The sequence below is a fragment of the Streptomyces sp. AC512_CC834 genome (assembly GCF_019049325.1).
Taxonomy (GTDB): domain Bacteria; phylum Actinomycetota; class Actinomycetes; order Streptomycetales; family Streptomycetaceae; genus Streptomyces.
In genome coordinates this window covers 194,693-212,862 of the sequence record NZ_JAGMUO010000104.1, presented here as the reverse complement: position 1 = coordinate 212,862, position 18,170 = coordinate 194,693, and the positions used below count along the sequence as shown (strand labels likewise).

The window sequence follows — 18,170 nt, the reverse complement described above, 5'->3', positions numbered from 1 at the left end:
GACATCCGAGCGGGCCTGTGGACAACCCGGAAGTTGTGGACAACGACGACTCTTACCAGCCGGTTCGCTGGGTGGGGCCGGCGGCCGTGAACGGCTGGTCCGTGCGCACGATCTCGCGGCCCATCGGAAGCAGCGAGACGGGGATCAGCTTGAAGTTGGCGATGCCGAGCGGGATGCCGATGATCGTGACGCACAGCGCGATGCCGGTGACGATGTGGCCGATGGCCAGCCACCAGCCGGCGAGGACAAGCCACAGCACGTTTCCGATGCAGGACGGTGCTCCGGCGTCGCGGCGCTCGACCGCCGTGTACCCGAAGGGCCACAGGGCGTAGACACCGATACGGAACGCCGCGATGCCAAACGGGATTCCGATAATCGTGATGCAGAGCAGCGCGCCGGCGAGCAGGTAGCCGAGGAACAGCCAGAAGCCGCTGAGCACGAGCCAAATGACGTTGAGGATGGTCTTCACTGCTGACGACCTGCCATCTTTTCGAGCCGGGCGATTCGCTCCGCCATCGGCGGGTGGGTGGAGAACATCTTCGAGAGACCCTGCCCCGGACGGAAGGGGTTGGCAATCATCATGTGGCTGGCGGTCTCGATCCGGGGTTCCGGGGGCAGCGGGAGCTGCTTCGTGCCCACCTCCAGTTTGCGCAGGGCGCCGGCGAGGGCGAGCGGGTCGCCGGTGAGCTGGGCACCGGAGACGTCGGCCTCGTACTCCCGCGAGCGACTGATCGCCAGTTGGATGACGGTGGCGGCGAGCGGTCCGAGAAGCATGATGAGGAGCATGCCCAGCAGACCTGGCCCGTCGTCGTCGTTGGACCGTCCGACAGGGATCAGCCAGGCGAAGTTGACCAGGAACATGATCACGGAGGCGAGGGCGCCGGCGACGGAGGAGATCAGGATGTCGCGGTTGTAGACGTGGCTGAGCTCGTGCCCGATGACACCGCGCAGCTCGCGCTCGTCGAGCAGGCGCATGATGCCCTCGGTACAGCACACGGCCGCGTTGCGCGGGTTGCGGCCCGTCGCGAAGGCGTTCGGCGCCTCCGTGGGCGAGATGTACAGGCGGGGCATCGGCTGGCGGGCCTGGGTGGAGAGCTCGCGCACCATGCGGTACAGCGCCGGGGCCTCGAACTCGCTCACCGGACGGGCACGCATCGCGCGCAGCGCCAGCCTGTCGCTGTTCCAGTACGCGTACGCGTTGGTACCCAGGGCGACGAGGACGGCGACGACGAGGCCCGCTCGGCCGAAGAAACTGCCGATGACGATGATGAGCGCGGACAGTCCTCCGAGGAGGACTGCGGTCCTGAGCCCGTTGTGCCGGCGGTGCACGGTACGCCCTCCAAGTGGTGCAGCAGGGGAACCCTTCGCTTGCTGGTCTCGCTCGCTGTGGTTGCTTGCTGGTCTCCGATGCCACCGGTGCCGTGGCGACACGTCCAGTGGACCCTTCCGTACTGGTCAACGCCAGGCGAGGGTCACCAGTTCCCCGGCGCCCGGCGCGGCGCACGTGGTCCGTACGGGTGACGGCCGCATCGGGCGGCACGCGCGCGTGGAGGCCGGGTGCCGCACGCGCGTGCCGGAACGCCTGCGTTCAGAAGAGCCCGGTGTCGGCGAAGCGCAGGATCAACTGGGGTGCTCCGGAGAGGGCGACGGCGAGGACCGCGGTCACGGTGATCGCGGCCGTGAGGGGGGCGGGGACGCGGTGCCTGACGGTCGCGTCCTCGGGCGTGTGGAACAGCAGAGCCGTCCATCGGAGGTAATAGAAGAGCGCGATCACGACGTTGACGGCCATGACGACGGCCAGCCAGCCGAGTCCGGCGTCCACGGCCGCGGAGAACACCGTGACCTTGGCGAAGAGTCCGATGATGCCGGGCGGCAGTCCGGCGAGGCAGAGCAGGAAGAACGCCAGGAGCAGGGCGGTGAGCGGGTTGGACGCGTACAGGCCGCGGTAGTCGGCCACGCGGTTCTGGGACCTCGTGCGGCCCACGAGTGCGGCGACCGCGAAGGCGCCGAGGTTCACCACGGCGTACATGAGGGCGTAGGCGACGGTGGAGCCGATCGAGCGCTCGGGGTTGTCGGAGTACGCGGCGGCGGCGATCGGCACCAGGAGGTAGCCGGCCTGGCTGACGGACGACCAGGCGAGCAGGCGTACCGCGCTGTACGCGCGCGTGGCCTGCTGGCGGAGGGCTCCGACGTTGCCGACGGTCATGGTGAGCGCGGCCAGAGCCGCGAGGGCCGGGCCCCAGACGTCGGCATAGGAGGGGAGGGCGACGACCGTGACGAGGATCAGGCCCGAGAAGCCGACCGCCTTGCCCACGACGGACAGGTAGGCCGCGATCGGCAGGGGGGCGCCCACGTAGGTGTCGGGCACCCAGAAGTGGAAGGGCACGGCGGCCGTCTTGAAGGCGAAGCCGACGAGGGTGAGGACGACGCCGGTCTGGGCGAGCGTGGTGAACTGTCCGTCGACGTGCTGGATGCGGTCGGCCACCTGGGTGAGATAGAGGGTGCCCGTGGTGGCGTAGACGAAGCTGATGCCCATGAGGCTGACCGCGGTCGCGGTGACCGAGGACAGGAAGAACTTCAGGGCCGCTTCGGAGGATCTGCGGTCGCCCTGCCGCAGGCCGACGAGGGCGAAGGCGGGCAGGGAGGCGACCTCCAGGGCGACGATGAGGGTCGCCAGGTCGCGGGAGGCGGGCAGGAGGGCGGCGCCGGCCGCGGAGGAGAGCAGCAGGAACCAGAACTCGCCCTCGGGGAGCCCCCGGTCGGCGTCCTTCACGGCGGTGACGGACAGGAGGGCGGTCAGGAGCGCGCCGCCGAGGACCAGGAACTGGATGGCGAGGGTGAACGTGTCCGCGGTGTAGCTGCAGACGCCGGGCTCGCCGGTCAGGCAGAACGTCGAGCGGTCGTCGTTCACCAGGGGCAGCAGCATGAGGGCGGAGGCGGCGAGTCCGGCGAGCGAGATCCAGCCGAGCAGCGACTTGCGGGCGTCCTTGACGAAGAGGTCGGCGACGAGGACGACGAGTCCGACGAGCGCCGTGATGGTGGGCGGCGCGATGGCGAGCCAGTCGACGGACTGGACGAGGTTCTGGGCCAGGGGCTGCGACAACGGCTCGGCGAGGGTCTGGGCCTGGACGCTCATCGGGTGCCTCCTGAGAGGAGCTGCTGCACGGCCGGGTCGGTCAGCCCGAGGAGGGTTTTGGGCCACAGTCCGGCGACGACGGTGAGGGCGACGAGCGGGGTCCAGGCGGCGAACTCGTACGTGCGTACGTCGGTGAGGGCCGGGGCGTCCCGCGGTACGGCGCCCATGCAGACACGACGGACCACGATCAGCATGTACGCGGCGGTCAGCAGCGTGCCGAACGCCGCGATCGCCATGAAGGTGAGGAAGGCGGGGCGGCTGAGGTCGGCGTGCGGGTCGAAGGCGCCGAACAGGGCGAGCATCTCGCCCCAGAATCCGGCCAGGCCCGGCAGGCCGAGCGAGGCGACCGCGGCGAAGGCGAGCAGGCCGCCGAGGCGCGGTGCCTTGCCGTACAGGGCCGCTCCGGTCTCCTCGGCGAGGGTGTCGAGGTCGGTCGTGCCGGTGCGGTCCTTGAGGGCACCGACCACGAAGAAGAGCAGGCCGGTGATGAGGCCGTGGGCGATGTTGGCGAACAGGGCACCGTTCACGCCGGTCGGGGTCATCGTGGCGATGCCGAGCAGGACGAAGCCCATGTGGCCGACGGAGGAGTAGGCGATGAGGCGTTTGAGGTCGCCCTTCGCGCCCCGTTTGGCGAGGGCCAGGCAGGCCAGCGAGCCGTAGATGATGCCGACCACGGCGAGCGCGGCGAGGTAGGGCGCGAAGACGCGGAAGCCGTCCGGCGCGGCCGGGAGCAGGATCCGGACGAACCCGTACGTCCCCATCTTCAACAGGACGCCGGCCAGCAGGACCGAACCGACGGTCGGCGCGGCGGTGTGGGCGTCGGGCAGCCAACTGTGCAGCGGCCACATCGGCGTCTTCACCGCGAGCCCGATCCCGATCGCCAGGACCGCGATGACCTGCACGGATGTGGTCAGCGACCGGCCGTTGTCAGTGGCGAGTGCCACCATGTCGAATGTGCCCGCCGTGATTCCGATCAGGAGCAGGCCGAGCAGCATGACGACGGAGCCGAGGAGCGTGAAGAGGATGAACTTCCAGGCGGCCGCGGCCCGTCCCTCGCCGCCCCAGCGGGCGATGAGGAAGTACATCGGGATGAGGACCATCTCGAAGGCCAGGAAGAACAGGATCAGATCGAGGACGGCGAAGGTCGCGAGGGTGCCGGACTCCAGGACGAGCAGGAGCGCGACGAAGGCCTTGGGGCTGGGGACCCGGGGCTGCTTGAAGTACGAGTAGAGCGCGCAGAGGAAGGTCAGCAGCGCGGTCAGGACCAGCAGGGGGAGGGAGATGCCGTCGATGCCGAGGTGGATGCGCACGTCGAGTGCCGGGATCCAACTGATGTCGGTGCTGGCCTGCATCTTCGACGGATGGTCGTGGTCGAAGCCGAGCACGAGGACGACCGCGGCGATGAGGACGGCGCCGGTGACGGTCAGGCCGTGCCGGAGTACGGCCTGCTCGGGGGACTTCCCCTTCAGCCCGGGCGGGGCCGGCACAAGAGCGGCGGCGGCGCCGAGAAGCGGGCCGACGACGACGAACGCGAGAAGGAACTGCATCACGGACTCGTTGATATCGATCACGCCTGCTCACGCTCCCGTGGCGACGAGGACGGCGGCGACCGCGAGGACGACGGTGCCGGCGAGCAGCGCGCTCACATAGGTCTGCACATTGCCGGTCTGGGCGCGTCGCACGGCGGACCCGAGCAGCCGGGGCAGGGTGCCCGCAGCGCGTACGTAGGTGTCGACGACCTCGCGGTCGAGGAACCGGACGAGGCTCGCGCCGGCCTGGACCGGGCGGACGAAGAGGGTCGTGTACACCGCGTCGAGGTGGAAGCCGACGGCCGCGTGCCGGTGCATCGGGCCCAGCAGGAGCCGTCCCGGATCCGAGGGGTCGGGCGCGGAGGCGAGGTCTCCGTAGGCGGGCCTGTGGCTGGCGATGGCCTCGGACTCCACCAGGGCGGCGTCGCCCTCGGGGTGGGCCGCGACCGCGCCGAGCGGGGTGCCGGCCGCGAGCGCCGTGGTGTGACGCCAGGCGGCATAGGTGACGATGCCGCCGACCAGGGCCACTCCCGTGCCGAGCACGGAGGTGGTGAGGGTCGGGGTGAGGTCGTGGCCGTCGAACCAGTCGGGCAGCAGGCGGAAGGCGAGCCCGCCCAGCGCGAGTGAGGGGAGGGCGAGCACCCAGAGCACGGCGTTCATGACCACCGGTTGCCTCCCGTGGTCGGGGGCCTCGGCGCCGCGTCCGCGGAAGGCCAGCAGCCACAGACGGGTCGCGTAGGCGGCGGTGAGCAGGGCCGTGATCAGTCCAGCGACGAGGACGGTCCAGCCGGCGGCGCCGGGCGCGTGCTCGGTGTGGCCGGTGGCGACGTGCTCCGCGACACCGAGGACGGACTCCTTGGAGAAGAAGCCGCTGAAGGGCGGGATCGCGGCGAGGGCGAGCAGCGCCACGGTCATCGTCCAGTAGGCGTCGGGGACGCGTTCGCGCAGGTTGTGCATGCGGGACATGGCGGCCAGCGAATTGGTGCCGGCGGCGTGGATGATCACGCCGGCGGCGAGGAACAGCAGCGCCTTGAAGGCGCCGTGCGTAAGGAGGTGGAAGACGGCGGCACCGCGGTCTCCCGCGGCGAGGGCGCCGGTCATGTAGCCGAGTTGTCCGATCGTCGAGTAGGCGAGGACGCGCTTGATGTCGTCCTGGGCGAGTGCGGCGAGCGCCGAGCCGACCATCGTGACGGCGGCCATGACGGCGAGGACGACCATCGCGGCCCGTGAGGCCTCGAAGAGCGGGAGGAGCCGGGCGACGAAGTAGACACCGGCGGCGACCATTGTCGCGGCGTGGATCAGCGCGGAGACGGGCGTCGGGCCCGCCATCGCGTCGGGGAGCCAGGTGTGCAGCGGGAACTGCGCCGACTTGCCCGCCACACCGGCCAGGAGCAGTAGCACGATCAGCGTCGGGTGGTCGAGCGATCCGCTCGCCACCGCACGCAGGATCTCGGTGATGCGAAAGGAGCCGGCCTCGGTGGCCAGCGCCAGCAGACCGATCAGGAAGGGGACGTCACCGAGCTTGGTCACCAGGAAGGCCTTGAGGGAGGCGGCGCGCGCCTCCGGGGTCTCCCAGTAGTGGCCGACCAGGAAGTACGAGCAGATGCCCATGATCTCCCAGCCGACCAGCAGCACCATCAGGTCGCCGGAGTAGACGACGAGGAACATGGCGGAGGTGAACAGCGAGACGAGAGCGGCGTACGAGGCGTAGCGCGGGTCGTCGCGCAGGTAGCCCATGGAGTAGATCTGCACGCAGCCGGCGACGCAGCCGACCAGGACCGCGGCGAGGGCGGCGAAGCCGTCGATGTGCAGGGCGAGTTCGACGGGGACCGAACCGGTGGGTGTCAGTTCGGTGGCGGCGTCGACGGCCCGGTCACCGCCCTGGCGGGCCGCGACGAGTACGGCGAGGACGAGGGCCGCCAGCGTCGGCAGGACGGCGAGGGGGCGGACGAACCCGGGCGCCGACCGGCCCAGCAGAAGGCCGGCGGCTGCCCCGAGGAAGGGAAGGAGGGGGACGAGTACGGCGAGGGTGGTCGTGGTCACGCGGTGGCCTCAGCCTTCTCGGCCGTCCCGGTCGCGGGGGTCTCGGTGTCGGGTCCGTCCGGTTCGTGACCCTCGGCGGTGTCGCGAAGCTTGTCGATGTCCGAGGTGCCGCTGTTGCGGTGGACGGCGAGGACGATCGCCAGGCCGATGCCGATCTCGGCGGCCGCGATGGCGATCGTGAACAGGGTCAGGGCCTGGCCGGAGTGCAGGGTCTCTTCCGCGGCCTTGCTGAGCCAGACGTCGAAGGCGACCAGGTTGAGGTTGACGGCGTTGAGCATCAGCTCGACCGACATCAGGACCAGGATCGCGTTGCGGCGGGCGAGGACGCCGTAGAGGCCCGTGCAGAAGAGGAGGGCGGAGAGGACGGCCGGATAGGCGAGGTGCATCAGCGGACACCATCCTTGTCGGCACCGTCGGCGTCGGTACCGCGGTCCGCGTCGGTACCCCGGTCCGCGTCGGTACCGGGGTCCGCGTCGGTACCGGGGTCCGCGTCGGACTGCCGGTCGGCGTCCGGCTGCCGGTCGGCGTCCGGCTGCCGGTCGGCGTCCGGCTGCCGGTCGGCGTCCGGCTGCCGGTCGGCGTGGGCTGTCCGTGCCGTGCCGGTCCGGGCGCCGTCGGCCGCCCGGTCCGCCTTGGCCTTGCGGGACAGCACGATGGCGCCGACCAGGGCGGCGAGGAGGAGGACGGAGAGGGCCTCGAAGGGAAGGACCCAGTTCTGGAAGAGGCTCGCTCCGGTGACTGCGGTGGAGCCGGCGGCGGGGCCGTCCAAGTCGATCCACGTGGTGCGGAAGGCGTCGACGACGACCCATACCAGCGCCGCGGCGGAAGCCACGGCGACGGTGAGGGCGGCCCAGCGGTTGCCGGAGTCGGCGTCCGGGGAACGGCCGATGGGGGCTCTGGTCAGCATCAGACCGAAAAGGATGAGGACGACGACGGCACCGACATAGATGAGGACCTGGACCCAGGCGATGAACTCGGCGGTGAGCAGGAGGTATTCGACGGCGAGGCCGCCGAGGGCCACCACCAGCCACAGCGCGGCGTGTACGAGCTGGCGGGTGGTGACGGTGACGACGGCGGCTCCGAGGGTGACCAGACCGACGAGGAGGAAGACGATCTCGACACCGGTCGGGGAGAGGAAGCCGTGCGATGCGCCAGCCGCGGTCGTCGAGTCCGCGGCGAGGTGGCCGACGGTCACTGCGAGGGTCATTCCGGGCCCTCCTGCTCGGGCTGGTCCGTCTGCTGCTTGGAGTCGCCCGCCGGGCGGGTGGGCTGCTCGGCGGCACGGGCCTGCTCGTCGGCGAGGGACGCGGTCTCCCCGGCCGCCTCCTGCTGCGCGGCCAGTTTGTCGGCGCTCTTGCGGGCGGCGGCGAGTTCCTTGGGTTCCTCCGCGCCGGGGTCGAGGGCGGGCGGGGCCGGGACCGTCCACATCCACTCGCGGAGCTTGTCGCGTTCGTGGGTGAGTTCACGGATGTCGGTCTCGGAGTACTCGAACTCCGGGGACCAGAACAGGGCGTCGAAAGGACAGACCTCGATGCAGATACCGCAGTACATGCACAGGGCGAAGTCGATGGCGAAACGGTCGAGGACGTTGCGGCTGCGGTCGCGGCCCCCGGGCGTGGACGCCGGGACCGTCTCCTTGTGGGAGTCGATGTAGATGCACCAGTCGGGACACTCGCGGGCGCACAGCATGCAGACCGTGCAGTTCTCCTCGAACAGGCCGATCACGCCGCGGCTGCGGGGCGGGAGTTCCGGCTGGGCGTCCGGGTACTGCTGGGTGACGGTCTTCCGCGTCATCGTGCGCAGGGTGACGGCCAGGCCCTTGGCCAGGCCGCTGCCGGGGACGGGGGCCATTACGCGATCACCACCTTGACGATGCCGGTGAGGGCGATCTGGGCGAGGGAGAGGGGGACAAGGACCGTCCAGGACAGTTTCTGGAGCTGGTCCTCACGCAGGCGCGGGTAGGTCACGCGCAGCCAGATCACGACGAAGGCGAGGACGGCCGCCTTCAGCAGGGTCCACACCCAGCCGAGGCCGTCGGCACCCCAGGGGCCGTGCCAGCCGCCCAGGAAGAGGACGGTGGTCAGGCCGCACAGGACGACGATTCCGGCGTACTCGGCGAGGAGGAACAGAGCGAAGCGCAGGCCGGTGTACTCGGTGTAGGCACCGAAGATGATCTCCGAGTCGGCGACCGGCATGTCGAAGGGGGGCCGCTGGAGTTCGGCCAGCCCCGCGACGAAGAAGACGATCGCGCCGACGATCTGCCAGGGCAGCCACCACCACTCGAAGGCGTCGAGGATACCGACGAGCGAGACGGTGCCGGCCGCCATCGCCACGGAGGCGGCGGTCAGCAGCATCGGGAGTTCGTACGCGAGGAGCTGGGCGGCGGTACGCAGGCCGCCGAGGAGGGAGAACTTGTTGGCGGAGGACCAGCCGGCCATGAGCGAGCCGAGGACTCCCACGCCCATGACGGCGAGGACGAAGAAGACGCCCGCGTCGACGACCTGACCGACCGCGCCCTCTCCGGGCCCGACGGGAATGGCCAGGAGCACCAGGAGGTACGGCAACAGGGCCACGGCGGGGGCGAGCTGGAAGATGCGGCGGTCCGCGTCGGCGGGGACCACGTCCTCCTTCTGCGCGAACTTCACGCCGTCCGCGACGAGCTGGGCCCAGCCGTGGAAGCCGCCCGCGTACATCGGACCCAGGCGGCCCTGCATGTGGGCCATCACCTTGTGCTCGGTCTGACCGACGATCAGGGGGAAGGCGAGGAAGACGACGAAGACGACCAGGAGCCGCAGCGTGACGTCGAGCGCGTCGTTCACTGCGGGCCTCCTGGGGAGTTCGGGGGTTTCCTGGGGGTGTCGGTCTCGTCGGAGGTGTCGGATTCCTGGGGAGCGTCCGGCCCGGCGGAAACGTCCGGCTCGGCAGGAGCGTCCGGCTCGTCGGGTACGGCACGGTCCTTGGGAGCGTCCGGCTCTTCGGAGGGGCCGGGCTCGCTTCCGGGCCCGGTTTCGGCAGGCTCGTCGAACGCCGGGCGGGCGTGGTGCCACGGCGCGTCCATGCCGCGCGGTGTCGAGGGCGTCGGCTCCGGGGCCGGTTCCCCGGCGGGCGAGGAGGGGGCGGTGTCGTCGTCGCCCCGGGGGGTTGGGCCGGAGCCCACGTGGTCCGACGGCCCGCCGCCGGAGACGTCCGGCCGACCCGCCGGGGCACCGGAGTCGGCGACGCCCTGCTGCTGCCCGGCGTCCGACTCGGCGGTGGGTTCGTCCGCCGGGCCGGACGCTCGCTGGGACGCGGAACCCTGGCTCGCACTGCGCGACCGCCGGGGCGCCGGTGCCGCCGGGGGCGGGGCGGCCGGGGAGTCCTGGCCGCCCGGGGAGGTCTGGCTGGCCGAGCCCTCGGCGGCCGTGCGGGTACGGCGCGGAGTGGCCGGGGGTTCGGTGCCGGGCGCCGTCTGGCCGACGGAGCCCTCGGCGGCCGTGCGGGCACGGCGGGCCGGACGTTCGCCTGCCGCGCGGGCCGGACGCTCCCCCGCCGCCCGCCCCGCACCGCGTGCCGGGCGGGCCGGAGCGGGGGGTAGCTGGCCCTTCAGCGGACCCCACTCGTTGGGGTCGGGGACGCCCGGCGGCAGCATCTGGCGGCGACGGGGGCCGCCGTGATCGGACTCGCCGGGCTCCTTGGCACCCGGCCAGGCCTTGGCGACGCGGGCGGCGAGGACGAAGTCCTTGCGCAGCGGGTGACCCTCGAAACCCTCCGGCAGGAGCAGATGCTCCAGCGCGGGGTGGTCCTCGAAGGCGACGCCGAACATCTCGTGGGTCTCGCGCTCGTGCCAGGCCGCGCCCGCGTACACCGCGACGGCGGTGGGCAGGACCGGGGCCTCGTGCGGGACCGTCGTACGCAGCAGCAGCCGGCGGACCGGTCCCAGCGCCACGACATGGGCCGCGACGCGGAACCCGGTGCCCGGTTCGTCGACCGCGCTCAGCCAGTCGAAGTACGTGCAGCCCAGGCGGTCACGCGCGGTCTCCAGGGCGGAGATCCAGGACGCCGGCGGCACGTCCACGGTCAGGACGTCGTACGACTCCTCGGCCGTGGCCTCCGTACCGAACAGTTCCCCGACGTCGGCGGGCAGCCAGCCGACCGCGGTCATCGGCCCTCTCCCGAGTCCGTGTCCGTGTCCGTGTCTGGGGCCGTATCCGGGGTCGTATCCGGGGTCGTGTCTGAGGCCGGCGGTCGCACCAGGCCGCTCTGCAGCGCGGCCGTCGACGGCCGGGGCGGGGTGCCGTACCGCTCCCCCAGCGACTCCCGCGCGATCTTCTCCTGGAGCTTGAGGATCCCCTGGAGCAGCGCCTCGGGGCGCGGCGGGCAGCCGGGAACGTAGACGTCGACGGGGATGATCTGGTCGACGCCCTTCGTCACGGAGTAGGAGTCCCAGTAGGGGCCGCCGCAGTTGGAGCAGGCCCCGAAGGAGATGACGTACTTCGGCTCGGGCATCTGCTCGTACAGCCGCTTGACGGCAGGGGCCATCTTGTCGGTCACCGTGCCCGAGACGACCATCAGGTCGGCCTGGCGGGGGCCCGGCGCGAACGGGATGACGCCGAGCCGGATGAAGTCGTGGCGGGCCATCGACGCGGCGATGAACTCGATCGCGCAGCAGGCGAGGCCGAAGTTGAAGACCCACAGGGAGTAGCGGCGGCCCCAGTTCAGGACGACCTTCATCGGCTCCGGGGCGAGGCGTGCGAGGGTGCCCAGCCGCTTGGGCTCGGGGAGCGGCACGGGTGCGGGGACGGGTGCGGGGACGGGTGCGGCGGGGTTCACGTCCACGACAGGACGCCCTTCTTGTATGCGTACAACAGACCCACGGCGAGGAAGCCGAGGAAGATGAACATCTCCACGAGGGTCGTCGCGCCGTAACCAGGGTCGGCGAAGACCGTCGCCCAGGGGAAGAGGAAGATCGAGTCGACCGCGAAGATGACGTAGAGGAACGCGTACACGTAGTAGCGGACCTGGGTGTGTGCCCAGCCCTCGCCGACGGGGTCGACGCCGCATTCGTACGTCAGCAGCTTCTCGGGCGTCGGGACCACCGGCCGCAGCAGGCGCCCGGCACCGAAGGCGACGGCGACGAAGAGCACCCCCACGACGGCGAGCAGGCCGACGACCGAGTAGGACTGGAAATAGTCCGCGGCGAGCCCGACGGTCGGTTCCGGCACGTGCGTTCCTCGCTCCCTGTCGTGAACGCTGCTGTTCGACGATCTGTACGGACGGGAGTCTAGGGCCTGATAAAGAGACGGTAAGCAGCCCGTCGTACCTTGGGACGCGGGGGTGGGGTTTTCCTCAGTTCATCCCGGCGGTCCGCCTCATGGCGCGGCGTCTCGCCGCACGGCACGCTGGCTCGTATGACCGAACACGTCTCGACTTCGACCCCCACCGGGCTCGCCGGTGGGGCGACCGGTGGCCACCTGCCGCCGGCCCGGTTCGCCTACGACCGGCACACCTGGAAGGAGATCGCCCACCTGCTGGCGAATCTCCCGGCGGCGCTGATCGGATTCACCTACGTCGTGACGATGCTGGCCGTGGGCGTCGGGTTGACGCTCACGGTGATCGGGCTCCCGCTGCTGGCGGCCGGCCTGCTGGGCGCCAGGCAGTTGGGCAAGCTGGAGCGGGCGCGGGCCCGGGCGCTGCTCGGAGTACGGGTGGACGAGCCGAGCCCGCTGCCCTTGCGGGGGAATGGCGGCTTCTTCTCGCAGTTGTGGATGTCCTTGAAGGACCCGGTGGGCTGGCGCACCGTTCTGTACGACTTCATCCGGTTCCCCTGGGGGGTTCTCACCTTCGTCGTCACGCTGACGTCGTTGTTCCTGCTGTGGCCGGTCCTGCCGTTCATCGCGCGGGGCCTGGCCAACGCCGACCGGGCGATGGTGCGCGCGCTGCTGTCCCCCTCCGACGAGCTGGAGCGGCGGATCGCCGAGCTGGAGTCGGACCGGGGGGTCGTGGTCGACACGGCCGCGGCCGACCTGCGGCGCATCGAGCGCGACCTGCACGACGGGGCGCAGGCCCGCCTGGTCAACCTGGCCATGGGGCTGGGCCTGGCCAAGGAGAAGCTCCTGGAGGATCCCGACGCGGCGGCGACCATGGTCGACGAGGCGCACGGCGAGGTGAAGCTGGCCCTGCAGGAGTTGCGGGACCTGGCCCGCGGCATCCATCCGGCCGTCCTCACCGACCGCGGCCTGGACGCGGCGCTCTCCTCGGTCTCCTCCCGCTGCACCGTGCCGGTCAGGGTGACCGTCGACCTGACGGAGCGCCCCGCGGCGGCCATCGAGGGCATCGCCTACTTCACCGTCTCGGAGCTGCTCCAGAACGTCAGCAAGCACAGTGGGGCGAGGTCCGCCTCCGTGGAGGTGTGGCGGTCGTCCGACCGACTGCTCATACAGGTGGGAGACGACGGCCACGGGGGTGCGAGCCTCGAGGGCGGTACGGGGATGAAGGGCCTCGCCGACCGGCTGTCCGCCGTCGACGGTCTCTTCGTCGTCGACTCGCCGCAGGGCGGCCCGACTTCCATCACGGCCGAGCTGCCGTGGCGGGACCGCACGGAAGCCGACGCGTCCTCGGGCACCTCCCGTACCTCCGCCACGAAGTAGCTGAAGCCCCGAACCACTCCGTACCCCCGGGTCCGGGTCCCGGGTCCACGTCCCAGGCCCAGGGGTAGGGAAAACCCCCCTCTCCAGACGCCGACGAGCTCCATTGGCCGGAACGGCGCGGTCGACGAGGGTGGAGTTACGACAGCACAGCCTTAGGACGAGGAGAAGGACGGCACCGATGGCCACGGAATACGGACAGAGTTACGGGCTCGGGGGCGGGTCCGGCATTCCCGGGGACACCGGGGCGCGTCGCCACCGGCTGCCGGCGGGACTGCGGGCACCGTTCGAAGCACGCAGTTGGCGAGAGTTCGGCTATGTCCTGGTGGGTCTGCCGGTCGGCATCCTGCTCTTCACGTACGCCGTCACGATGATGTCGCTGGGAGCGGGCCTGCTGGTGACGTTCCTGGGTGTGCCGGTGCTGGCGGCCGCACTCGCCGGGTGCCGGGGCTTTGGCGCGATGGAGCGGGTGCGGGCGCGCGCCCTGCTGGGGCTCCAGGTGTCCGACCCGGAACCGCTGCGGCTGAAGAAGCAGGGCGCGATGGGCTGGATGGGGGCCGTGCTCAAGAGCGGCACCTCCTGGCGGAGCCTGTTGTACGCGCTGCTGCAGTTTCCCTGGGCCGTGTTCTCCTTCGTCGTCTCCGTGGCCGTCTGGACGACCGGCTGGACGATGCTGACGTATCCGCTGTGGTTCTGGGTGTTCCCGATGTACGCCGGCCAGGACGGGCTCCAGCTATACGGCGACGAGACGCACCAGGTCTACCTGGACAACCCCTTCGAGATCACCGTGACCGCGCTGGTCGGGCTGCTGTTCACCCTGGCGACGCCGTGGCTCGTGCGGGCGCTGACGATGGTGGACCGGGTCATGGTGCACGGGCTGCTCGGACCGTCGCGGCTGGCGACGCGCGTCGTGGAGCTGGAGTCGGACCGGGGGGCCGTGGTCGACACGGCCGCGGCCGACCTGCGGCGCATCGAGCGCGACCTGCACGACGGGGCGCAGGCCCGCCTGGTCAACCTGGCCATGGGGCTGGGCCTGGCCAAGGAGAAGCTGAGGGAAGACCCCCGGGCCGCGGCCGTCATGGTCGACGAGGCGCACGGCGAGGTGAAGACGGCCCTCCAGGAGCTGCGGGACCTGGCCCGGGGCATCCACCCCGCCGTACTGACCGACCGCGGTCTGGACGCGGCGCTGTCGGCGGTCGCCTCGCGCTGCGCCGTGCCGGTGCGGGTGGAGGTGGACCTGGCGGAGCGGCCGGTGTCGGCGATCGAGGGCATCGCCTACTTCACCGTCTCGGAGCTGCTCCAGAACATAAGCAAGCACGCGCGGGCCACGTCGGCCGCCGTGGAGGTGTGGCGGGTGGAGAACCGGCTGATGCTCCAGGTCGTGGACAACGGCATGGGCGGTGCGGACGCGTCCGCCGGGTCCGGGCTGGCCGGACTGGCGGAGCGGCTCGACGCGGTGGACGGGATCCTCGTGGTGGACTCCCCGGCCGGAGGGCCGACGCGGGTCACGGCGGAGCTGCCGTGGCGGACCGAGCCGGTCACCAGGTAGACCGACCCGGACCTGGACCTGGACCTGGACCCGGATCCGGACCTGGACCCGGACCGAGCCGGACCCGGATCCTGCACGCGCCCGCGGGGGCGGGCGGCGTGCGGCGGCGTGTGCAGGGGTGCGCAGGGGTGCGCAGGGGTGCGCAGGCGAAAATCGGCCACCGAGCGGCCGAACCCGGACTGACACCCCGGACTTCCCGTTCTCTTCCCGTTGCCCGAGGGCGTTCGGCCTCCGATGCTGGAATGCTGGACCTGTCGCACGGACGGTTCGTGGACGCGGCGTGTGCCGCGCGGATCGTGAGGTGCACAGGCTGTGGGGGACCGAGGATCGTGGAGGACAGGGTGCGGGTGGTCATCGCCGAGGATTCAGTGCTGCTCAGAGAGGGGCTGACCCGGTTGCTGACCGACCGTGGGCACGACGTCGTCGCCGGTGTCGGCGACGGTGAGGCACTGATCAAGACCATCACCGAGCTGGACGCGCAGGGCGAGCTGCCGGACGTCGTGGTGGCGGACGTACGGATGCCGCCCACGCACACCGACGAGGGGGTGCGCGCGTCGGTACGGCTGCGCAAGGCGCATCCCGGCCTCGGCGTGCTGGTGCTGTCCCAGTACGTGGAGGAGCGCTACGCCACGGAGCTGCTGGCCGGTTCCAGTCGGGGCGTCGGTTATCTGCTCAAGGACCGGGTGGCCGAGGTGCGGGAGTTCGTGGACGCGGTGGTCCGTGTGGCGGAGGGGGGTACGGCGCTGGACCCGGAGGTGGTCGCGCAGCTCCTCGGGCGCAGCCGCAAGCAGGACGTGCTGGCGGGGCTCACTCCGCGGGAGCGCGAGGTGCTGGGGCTGATGGCCGAGGGCCGGACCAACTCCGCGATCGCCCGGCAGTTGGTCGTGAGCGACGGTGCCGTGGAGAAGCACGTCAGCAACATCTTCATGAAGCTGGGTCTGTCCCCGAGCGACGGTGATCACCGGCGGGTGCTCGCTGTGCTCACCTATCTCAATTCCTGACACGAGTGGCTCACGTACCGGAAGCGGTTGACCGGCTCGGCGGGTCGGGTACTCATCCGGACGAATGAGAAACCGAAGCGCGGACAGGCGGCGTCCCCACCAGTGTCGGGAGGCGGGAAATCCTTGGGATTCCAGGGCTGCGGGCCATCTCGAAGTCATGTCCATCATGCGAATGTCCACCGGAAGTCACGGCGTGCGGACGTAGGGTTGATCCCGGGACGGTCGGTGGGAGACCAGTCCCCGGACAGCCGTCCCGAGGGAGGTCCAGTTCAGTGACCAGCCAGGTCAGCAGCCCAGCGGAGCAGGCCGACGGAACCGACGAGACCGTCGTGGGAGCGCAGCGCAAACCGGTCGGGGCGAAGGACGTCCGTCGGCTGGACCGGGTGATCATCAGGTTCGCGGGGGACTCGGGCGACGGGATGCAGCTCACCGGGGACCGTTTCACCTCGGAGACGGCGTTGTTCGGCAACGACCTGTCGACGCTGCCGAACTTCCCGGCCGAGATCCGGGCACCCGCCGGCACCCTGCCGGGCGTCTCGTCGTTCCAGTTGCACTTCGCGGACCACGACATCCTGACGCCGGGCGACGCCCCCAACGTGCTGGTCGCAATGAACCCGGCCGCGCTGAAGGCGAACGTGGGAGACCTGCCGCGCGGCGCGGAGATCATCGTCAACACGGACGAGTTCACCAAGCGCGCGATGCAGAAGGTGGGCTACGACACCTCTCCGCTGGAGGACGGCTCGCTGGACGGGTACCACCTGCATCCGGTGCCGCTGACCACGCTGACCGTCGAGGCCCTCAAGGAGTTCGACCTCAGCCGCAAGGAGGCCGAGCGCAGCAAGAACATGTTCGCGCTCGGGCTGCTGAGCTGGATGTACCACCGGCCCACGGAGGGCACGGAGAAGTTCCTGAAGTCGAAGTTCGCGAAGAAGCCCGACATCGCCGCGGCCAACATCGCGGCCTACCGCGCGGGCTGGAACTTCGGTGAGACGACGGAGGACTTCGCGGTCTCCTACGAGGTGGCACCGGCGGCGACGGCGTTCCCGCCCGGCACCTACCGCAACATCTCCGGGAACCTGGCGCTGGCCTACGGCCTGATCGCCTCGTCCCGGCGGGCGGACCTGCCGCTCTTCCTGGGCTCGTACCCGATCACCCCGGCCTCGGACATCCTGCACGAGCTGAGCCGGCACAAGAACTTCGGGGTGCGGACCTTCCAGGCCGAGGACGAGATCGCCGGGATCGGTGCGGCGCTGGGCGCGGCGTTCGGCGGTTCGTTCGCGGTGACGACGACGTCCGGTCCCGGTGTGGCGCTCAAGAGCGAGACGATCGGCCTGGCGGTCTCCCTGGAGCTGCCGCTGCTGGTCGTGGACATCCAGCGCGGTGGTCCCTCCACCGGTCTGCCGACCAAGACGGAGCAGGCCGACCTGCTGCAGGCCATGTACGGGCGCAATGGTGAGGCACCGGTCCCGGTCATCGCCCCGCGCACCCCGGCGGACTGCTTCGAGGCGGCGTTGGAGGCGGCACGGATCGCGCTCACCTACCGCACCCCGGTCTTCCTCCTGTCCGACGGCTATCTGGCCAACGGCTCGGAGCCCTGGCGGATCCCCGAGGTGGACGGGCTGCCGGATCTCGCGGTGCGGTTCGCGCAGGGTCCGAACCACACGCTGGACGACGGCACCGACGTCTTCTGGCCGTTCAAGCGCGACCCGCACACCCTCGCCCGGCCCTGGGCGGTGCCGGGCACGCCGGGCCTGGAGCACCGCATCGGCGGCATCGAGAAGCAGGACGGCACCGGGAACATCTCCTACGACCCCGCCAACCACGACTTCATGGTCCGCACCCGGCAGGCCAAGATCGACGGCATCGACGTCCCCGACCTGGAGGTCGACGACCCGGACGGCGCGAAGACGCTGGTGCTGGGCTGGGGCTCGACGTACGGCCCCATCACCGCCGCCGTGCGCCGGATCCGCAAGGAGGGCGGCCGGATCGCGCAGGCCCACCTGCGCCATCTCAACCCCTTCCCGTCCAATCTCGGCGCGGTGCTGGAGAGGTACGACAAGGTGGTGATCCCCGAGATGAACCTCGGGCAGCTCGCCACCCTGATCCGGGCGAAGTACCTGGTCGACGCGGCGTCGTACAACCAGGTCAACGGCATGCCGTTCAAGGCGGAACAGCTCGCCACGGTCCTGAAGGAGGCCAACGATGGCTGACGGCAACGCACTGCTCCAGCTCGTCCCCAGGGCCGAGGGCAAGCAGACCATGAAGGACTTCAAGTCCGATCAGGAAGTG

At 70.8% G+C, this 18,170-nt stretch carries 16 protein-coding genes; 4 read left to right on the top strand and 12 right to left on the bottom strand.

Translation table 11 applies throughout. The features are described from left to right. Positions 1-52 precede the first annotated feature (52 nt). The 12 genes from KUM40_RS34535 to KUM40_RS34480 form a co-directional block, all read right to left on the bottom strand. A complete protein-coding gene (locus tag KUM40_RS34535; protein WP_217170243.1) occupies positions 53-469 on the bottom strand; it encodes a YccF domain-containing protein in 417 nt (138 codons plus the stop codon). Then, positions 466-1,329, bottom strand: coding sequence for a zinc metalloprotease HtpX (gene htpX / locus KUM40_RS34530; protein ID WP_217170242.1), 864 nt, complete (start codon positions 1,327-1,329; stop codon positions 466-468). Before htpX ends, KUM40_RS34535 begins: the two co-directional genes overlap by 4 nt. A 259-nt stretch (positions 1,330-1,588) precedes the next feature. Next, positions 1,589-3,136, bottom strand: coding sequence for an NADH-quinone oxidoreductase subunit N (locus KUM40_RS34525; RefSeq protein ID WP_217170241.1), 1,548 nt, complete (start codon positions 3,134-3,136; stop codon positions 1,589-1,591). Further along, a complete protein-coding gene (locus KUM40_RS34520; protein WP_217170240.1) occupies positions 3,133-4,707 on the bottom strand; it encodes a NuoM family protein in 1,575 nt (524 codons plus the stop codon). Before KUM40_RS34520 ends, KUM40_RS34525 begins: the two co-directional genes overlap by 4 nt. A gap of 6 nt (positions 4,708-4,713) precedes the next feature. Then, entirely contained in the window at positions 4,714-6,708 is a 1,995-nt protein-coding gene (locus KUM40_RS34515) for an NADH-quinone oxidoreductase subunit L (RefSeq protein ID WP_217170239.1), read from the bottom strand. Continuing rightward, on the bottom strand, positions 6,705-7,094 hold the full coding sequence (gene nuoK, locus KUM40_RS34510; protein ID WP_217170238.1) for an NADH-quinone oxidoreductase subunit NuoK: 390 nt from the start codon (positions 7,092-7,094) through the stop codon (positions 6,705-6,707). Before nuoK ends, KUM40_RS34515 begins: the two co-directional genes overlap by 4 nt. Then, a complete protein-coding gene (locus KUM40_RS34505; protein ID WP_217170237.1) occupies positions 7,094-7,915 on the bottom strand; it encodes an NADH-quinone oxidoreductase subunit J in 822 nt (273 codons plus the stop codon). Before KUM40_RS34505 ends, nuoK begins: the two co-directional genes overlap by 1 nt. Next, positions 7,912-8,559, bottom strand: a complete 648-nt coding sequence (locus tag KUM40_RS34500; RefSeq protein WP_217170236.1) for an NADH-quinone oxidoreductase subunit I — start codon at positions 8,557-8,559, stop codon at positions 7,912-7,914. Before KUM40_RS34500 ends, KUM40_RS34505 begins: the two co-directional genes overlap by 4 nt. Then, complete coding sequence (locus KUM40_RS34495; protein WP_217170235.1) at positions 8,559-9,527, bottom strand: complex I subunit 1 family protein; 969 nt, start codon at positions 9,525-9,527, stop codon at positions 8,559-8,561. Before KUM40_RS34495 ends, KUM40_RS34500 begins: the two co-directional genes overlap by 1 nt. Beyond that, entirely contained in the window at positions 9,524-10,849 is a 1,326-nt protein-coding gene (locus tag KUM40_RS34490) for an NADH-quinone oxidoreductase subunit C (RefSeq protein ID WP_217170234.1), read from the bottom strand. Before KUM40_RS34490 ends, KUM40_RS34495 begins: the two co-directional genes overlap by 4 nt. Continuing rightward, entirely contained in the window at positions 10,846-11,523 is a 678-nt protein-coding gene (locus KUM40_RS34485; protein ID WP_217170233.1) for an NADH-quinone oxidoreductase subunit B, read from the bottom strand. Before KUM40_RS34485 ends, KUM40_RS34490 begins: the two co-directional genes overlap by 4 nt. After that, a complete protein-coding gene (locus KUM40_RS34480) occupies positions 11,514-11,909 on the bottom strand; it encodes an NADH-quinone oxidoreductase subunit A (RefSeq protein ID WP_217170232.1) in 396 nt (131 codons plus the stop codon). The genes KUM40_RS34485 and KUM40_RS34480 overlap by 10 nt, the downstream gene beginning before the upstream one ends. Positions 11,910-12,095: 186 nt before the next feature. On the opposite strand from KUM40_RS34480, the gene KUM40_RS34475 reads away from it, so the two are divergent. The 4 genes from KUM40_RS34475 (at position 12,096) to KUM40_RS34460 (ending at position 18,091) form a co-directional block, all read left to right on the top strand. Then, on the top strand, positions 12,096-13,334 hold the full coding sequence (locus tag KUM40_RS34475; protein WP_217170231.1) for a sensor domain-containing protein: 1,239 nt from the start codon (positions 12,096-12,098) through the stop codon (positions 13,332-13,334). A 178-nt stretch (positions 13,335-13,512) separates the two neighbouring features. Continuing rightward, complete coding sequence (locus KUM40_RS34470; RefSeq protein ID WP_217170230.1) at positions 13,513-14,880, top strand: sensor histidine kinase; 1,368 nt, start codon at positions 13,513-13,515, stop codon at positions 14,878-14,880. Between the two features lie 341 nt (positions 14,881-15,221). Next, entirely contained in the window at positions 15,222-15,881 is a 660-nt protein-coding gene (locus KUM40_RS34465) for a response regulator transcription factor (RefSeq protein ID WP_308401300.1), read from the top strand. 272 nt (positions 15,882-16,153) lie between these two features. Beyond that, complete coding sequence (locus KUM40_RS34460) at positions 16,154-18,091, top strand: 2-oxoacid:acceptor oxidoreductase subunit alpha (RefSeq protein WP_217170228.1); 1,938 nt, start codon at positions 16,154-16,156, stop codon at positions 18,089-18,091. Positions 18,092-18,170: the final 79 nt, after the last annotated feature.

What these genes read in the sequence shown, in the direction of transcription:
- KUM40_RS34525 (WP_217170241.1), bottom strand. Translation starts at nt 3,136, where the DNA reads ATGAGCGTCCAGGCCCAGACCCTCGCCGAGCCGTTGTCGCAGCCCCTG.
- nuoK (WP_217170238.1), bottom strand. Translation starts at nt 7,094, where the DNA reads ATGCACCTCGCCTATCCGGCCGTCCTCTCCGCCCTCCTCTTCTGCACG.
- KUM40_RS34505 (WP_217170237.1), bottom strand. Translation starts at nt 7,915, where the DNA reads ATGACCCTCGCAGTGACCGTCGGCCACCTCGCCGCGGACTCGACGACC.
- KUM40_RS34500 (WP_217170236.1), bottom strand. Translation starts at nt 8,559, where the DNA reads ATGGCCCCCGTCCCCGGCAGCGGCCTGGCCAAGGGCCTGGCCGTCACC.
- KUM40_RS34490 (WP_217170234.1), bottom strand. Translation starts at nt 10,849, where the DNA reads ATGACCGCGGTCGGCTGGCTGCCCGCCGACGTCGGGGAACTGTTCGGT.
- KUM40_RS34475 (WP_217170231.1), top strand. Translation starts at nt 12,096, where the DNA reads ATGACCGAACACGTCTCGACTTCGACCCCCACCGGGCTCGCCGGTGGG.
- KUM40_RS34470 (WP_217170230.1), top strand. Translation starts at nt 13,513, where the DNA reads ATGGCCACGGAATACGGACAGAGTTACGGGCTCGGGGGCGGGTCCGGC.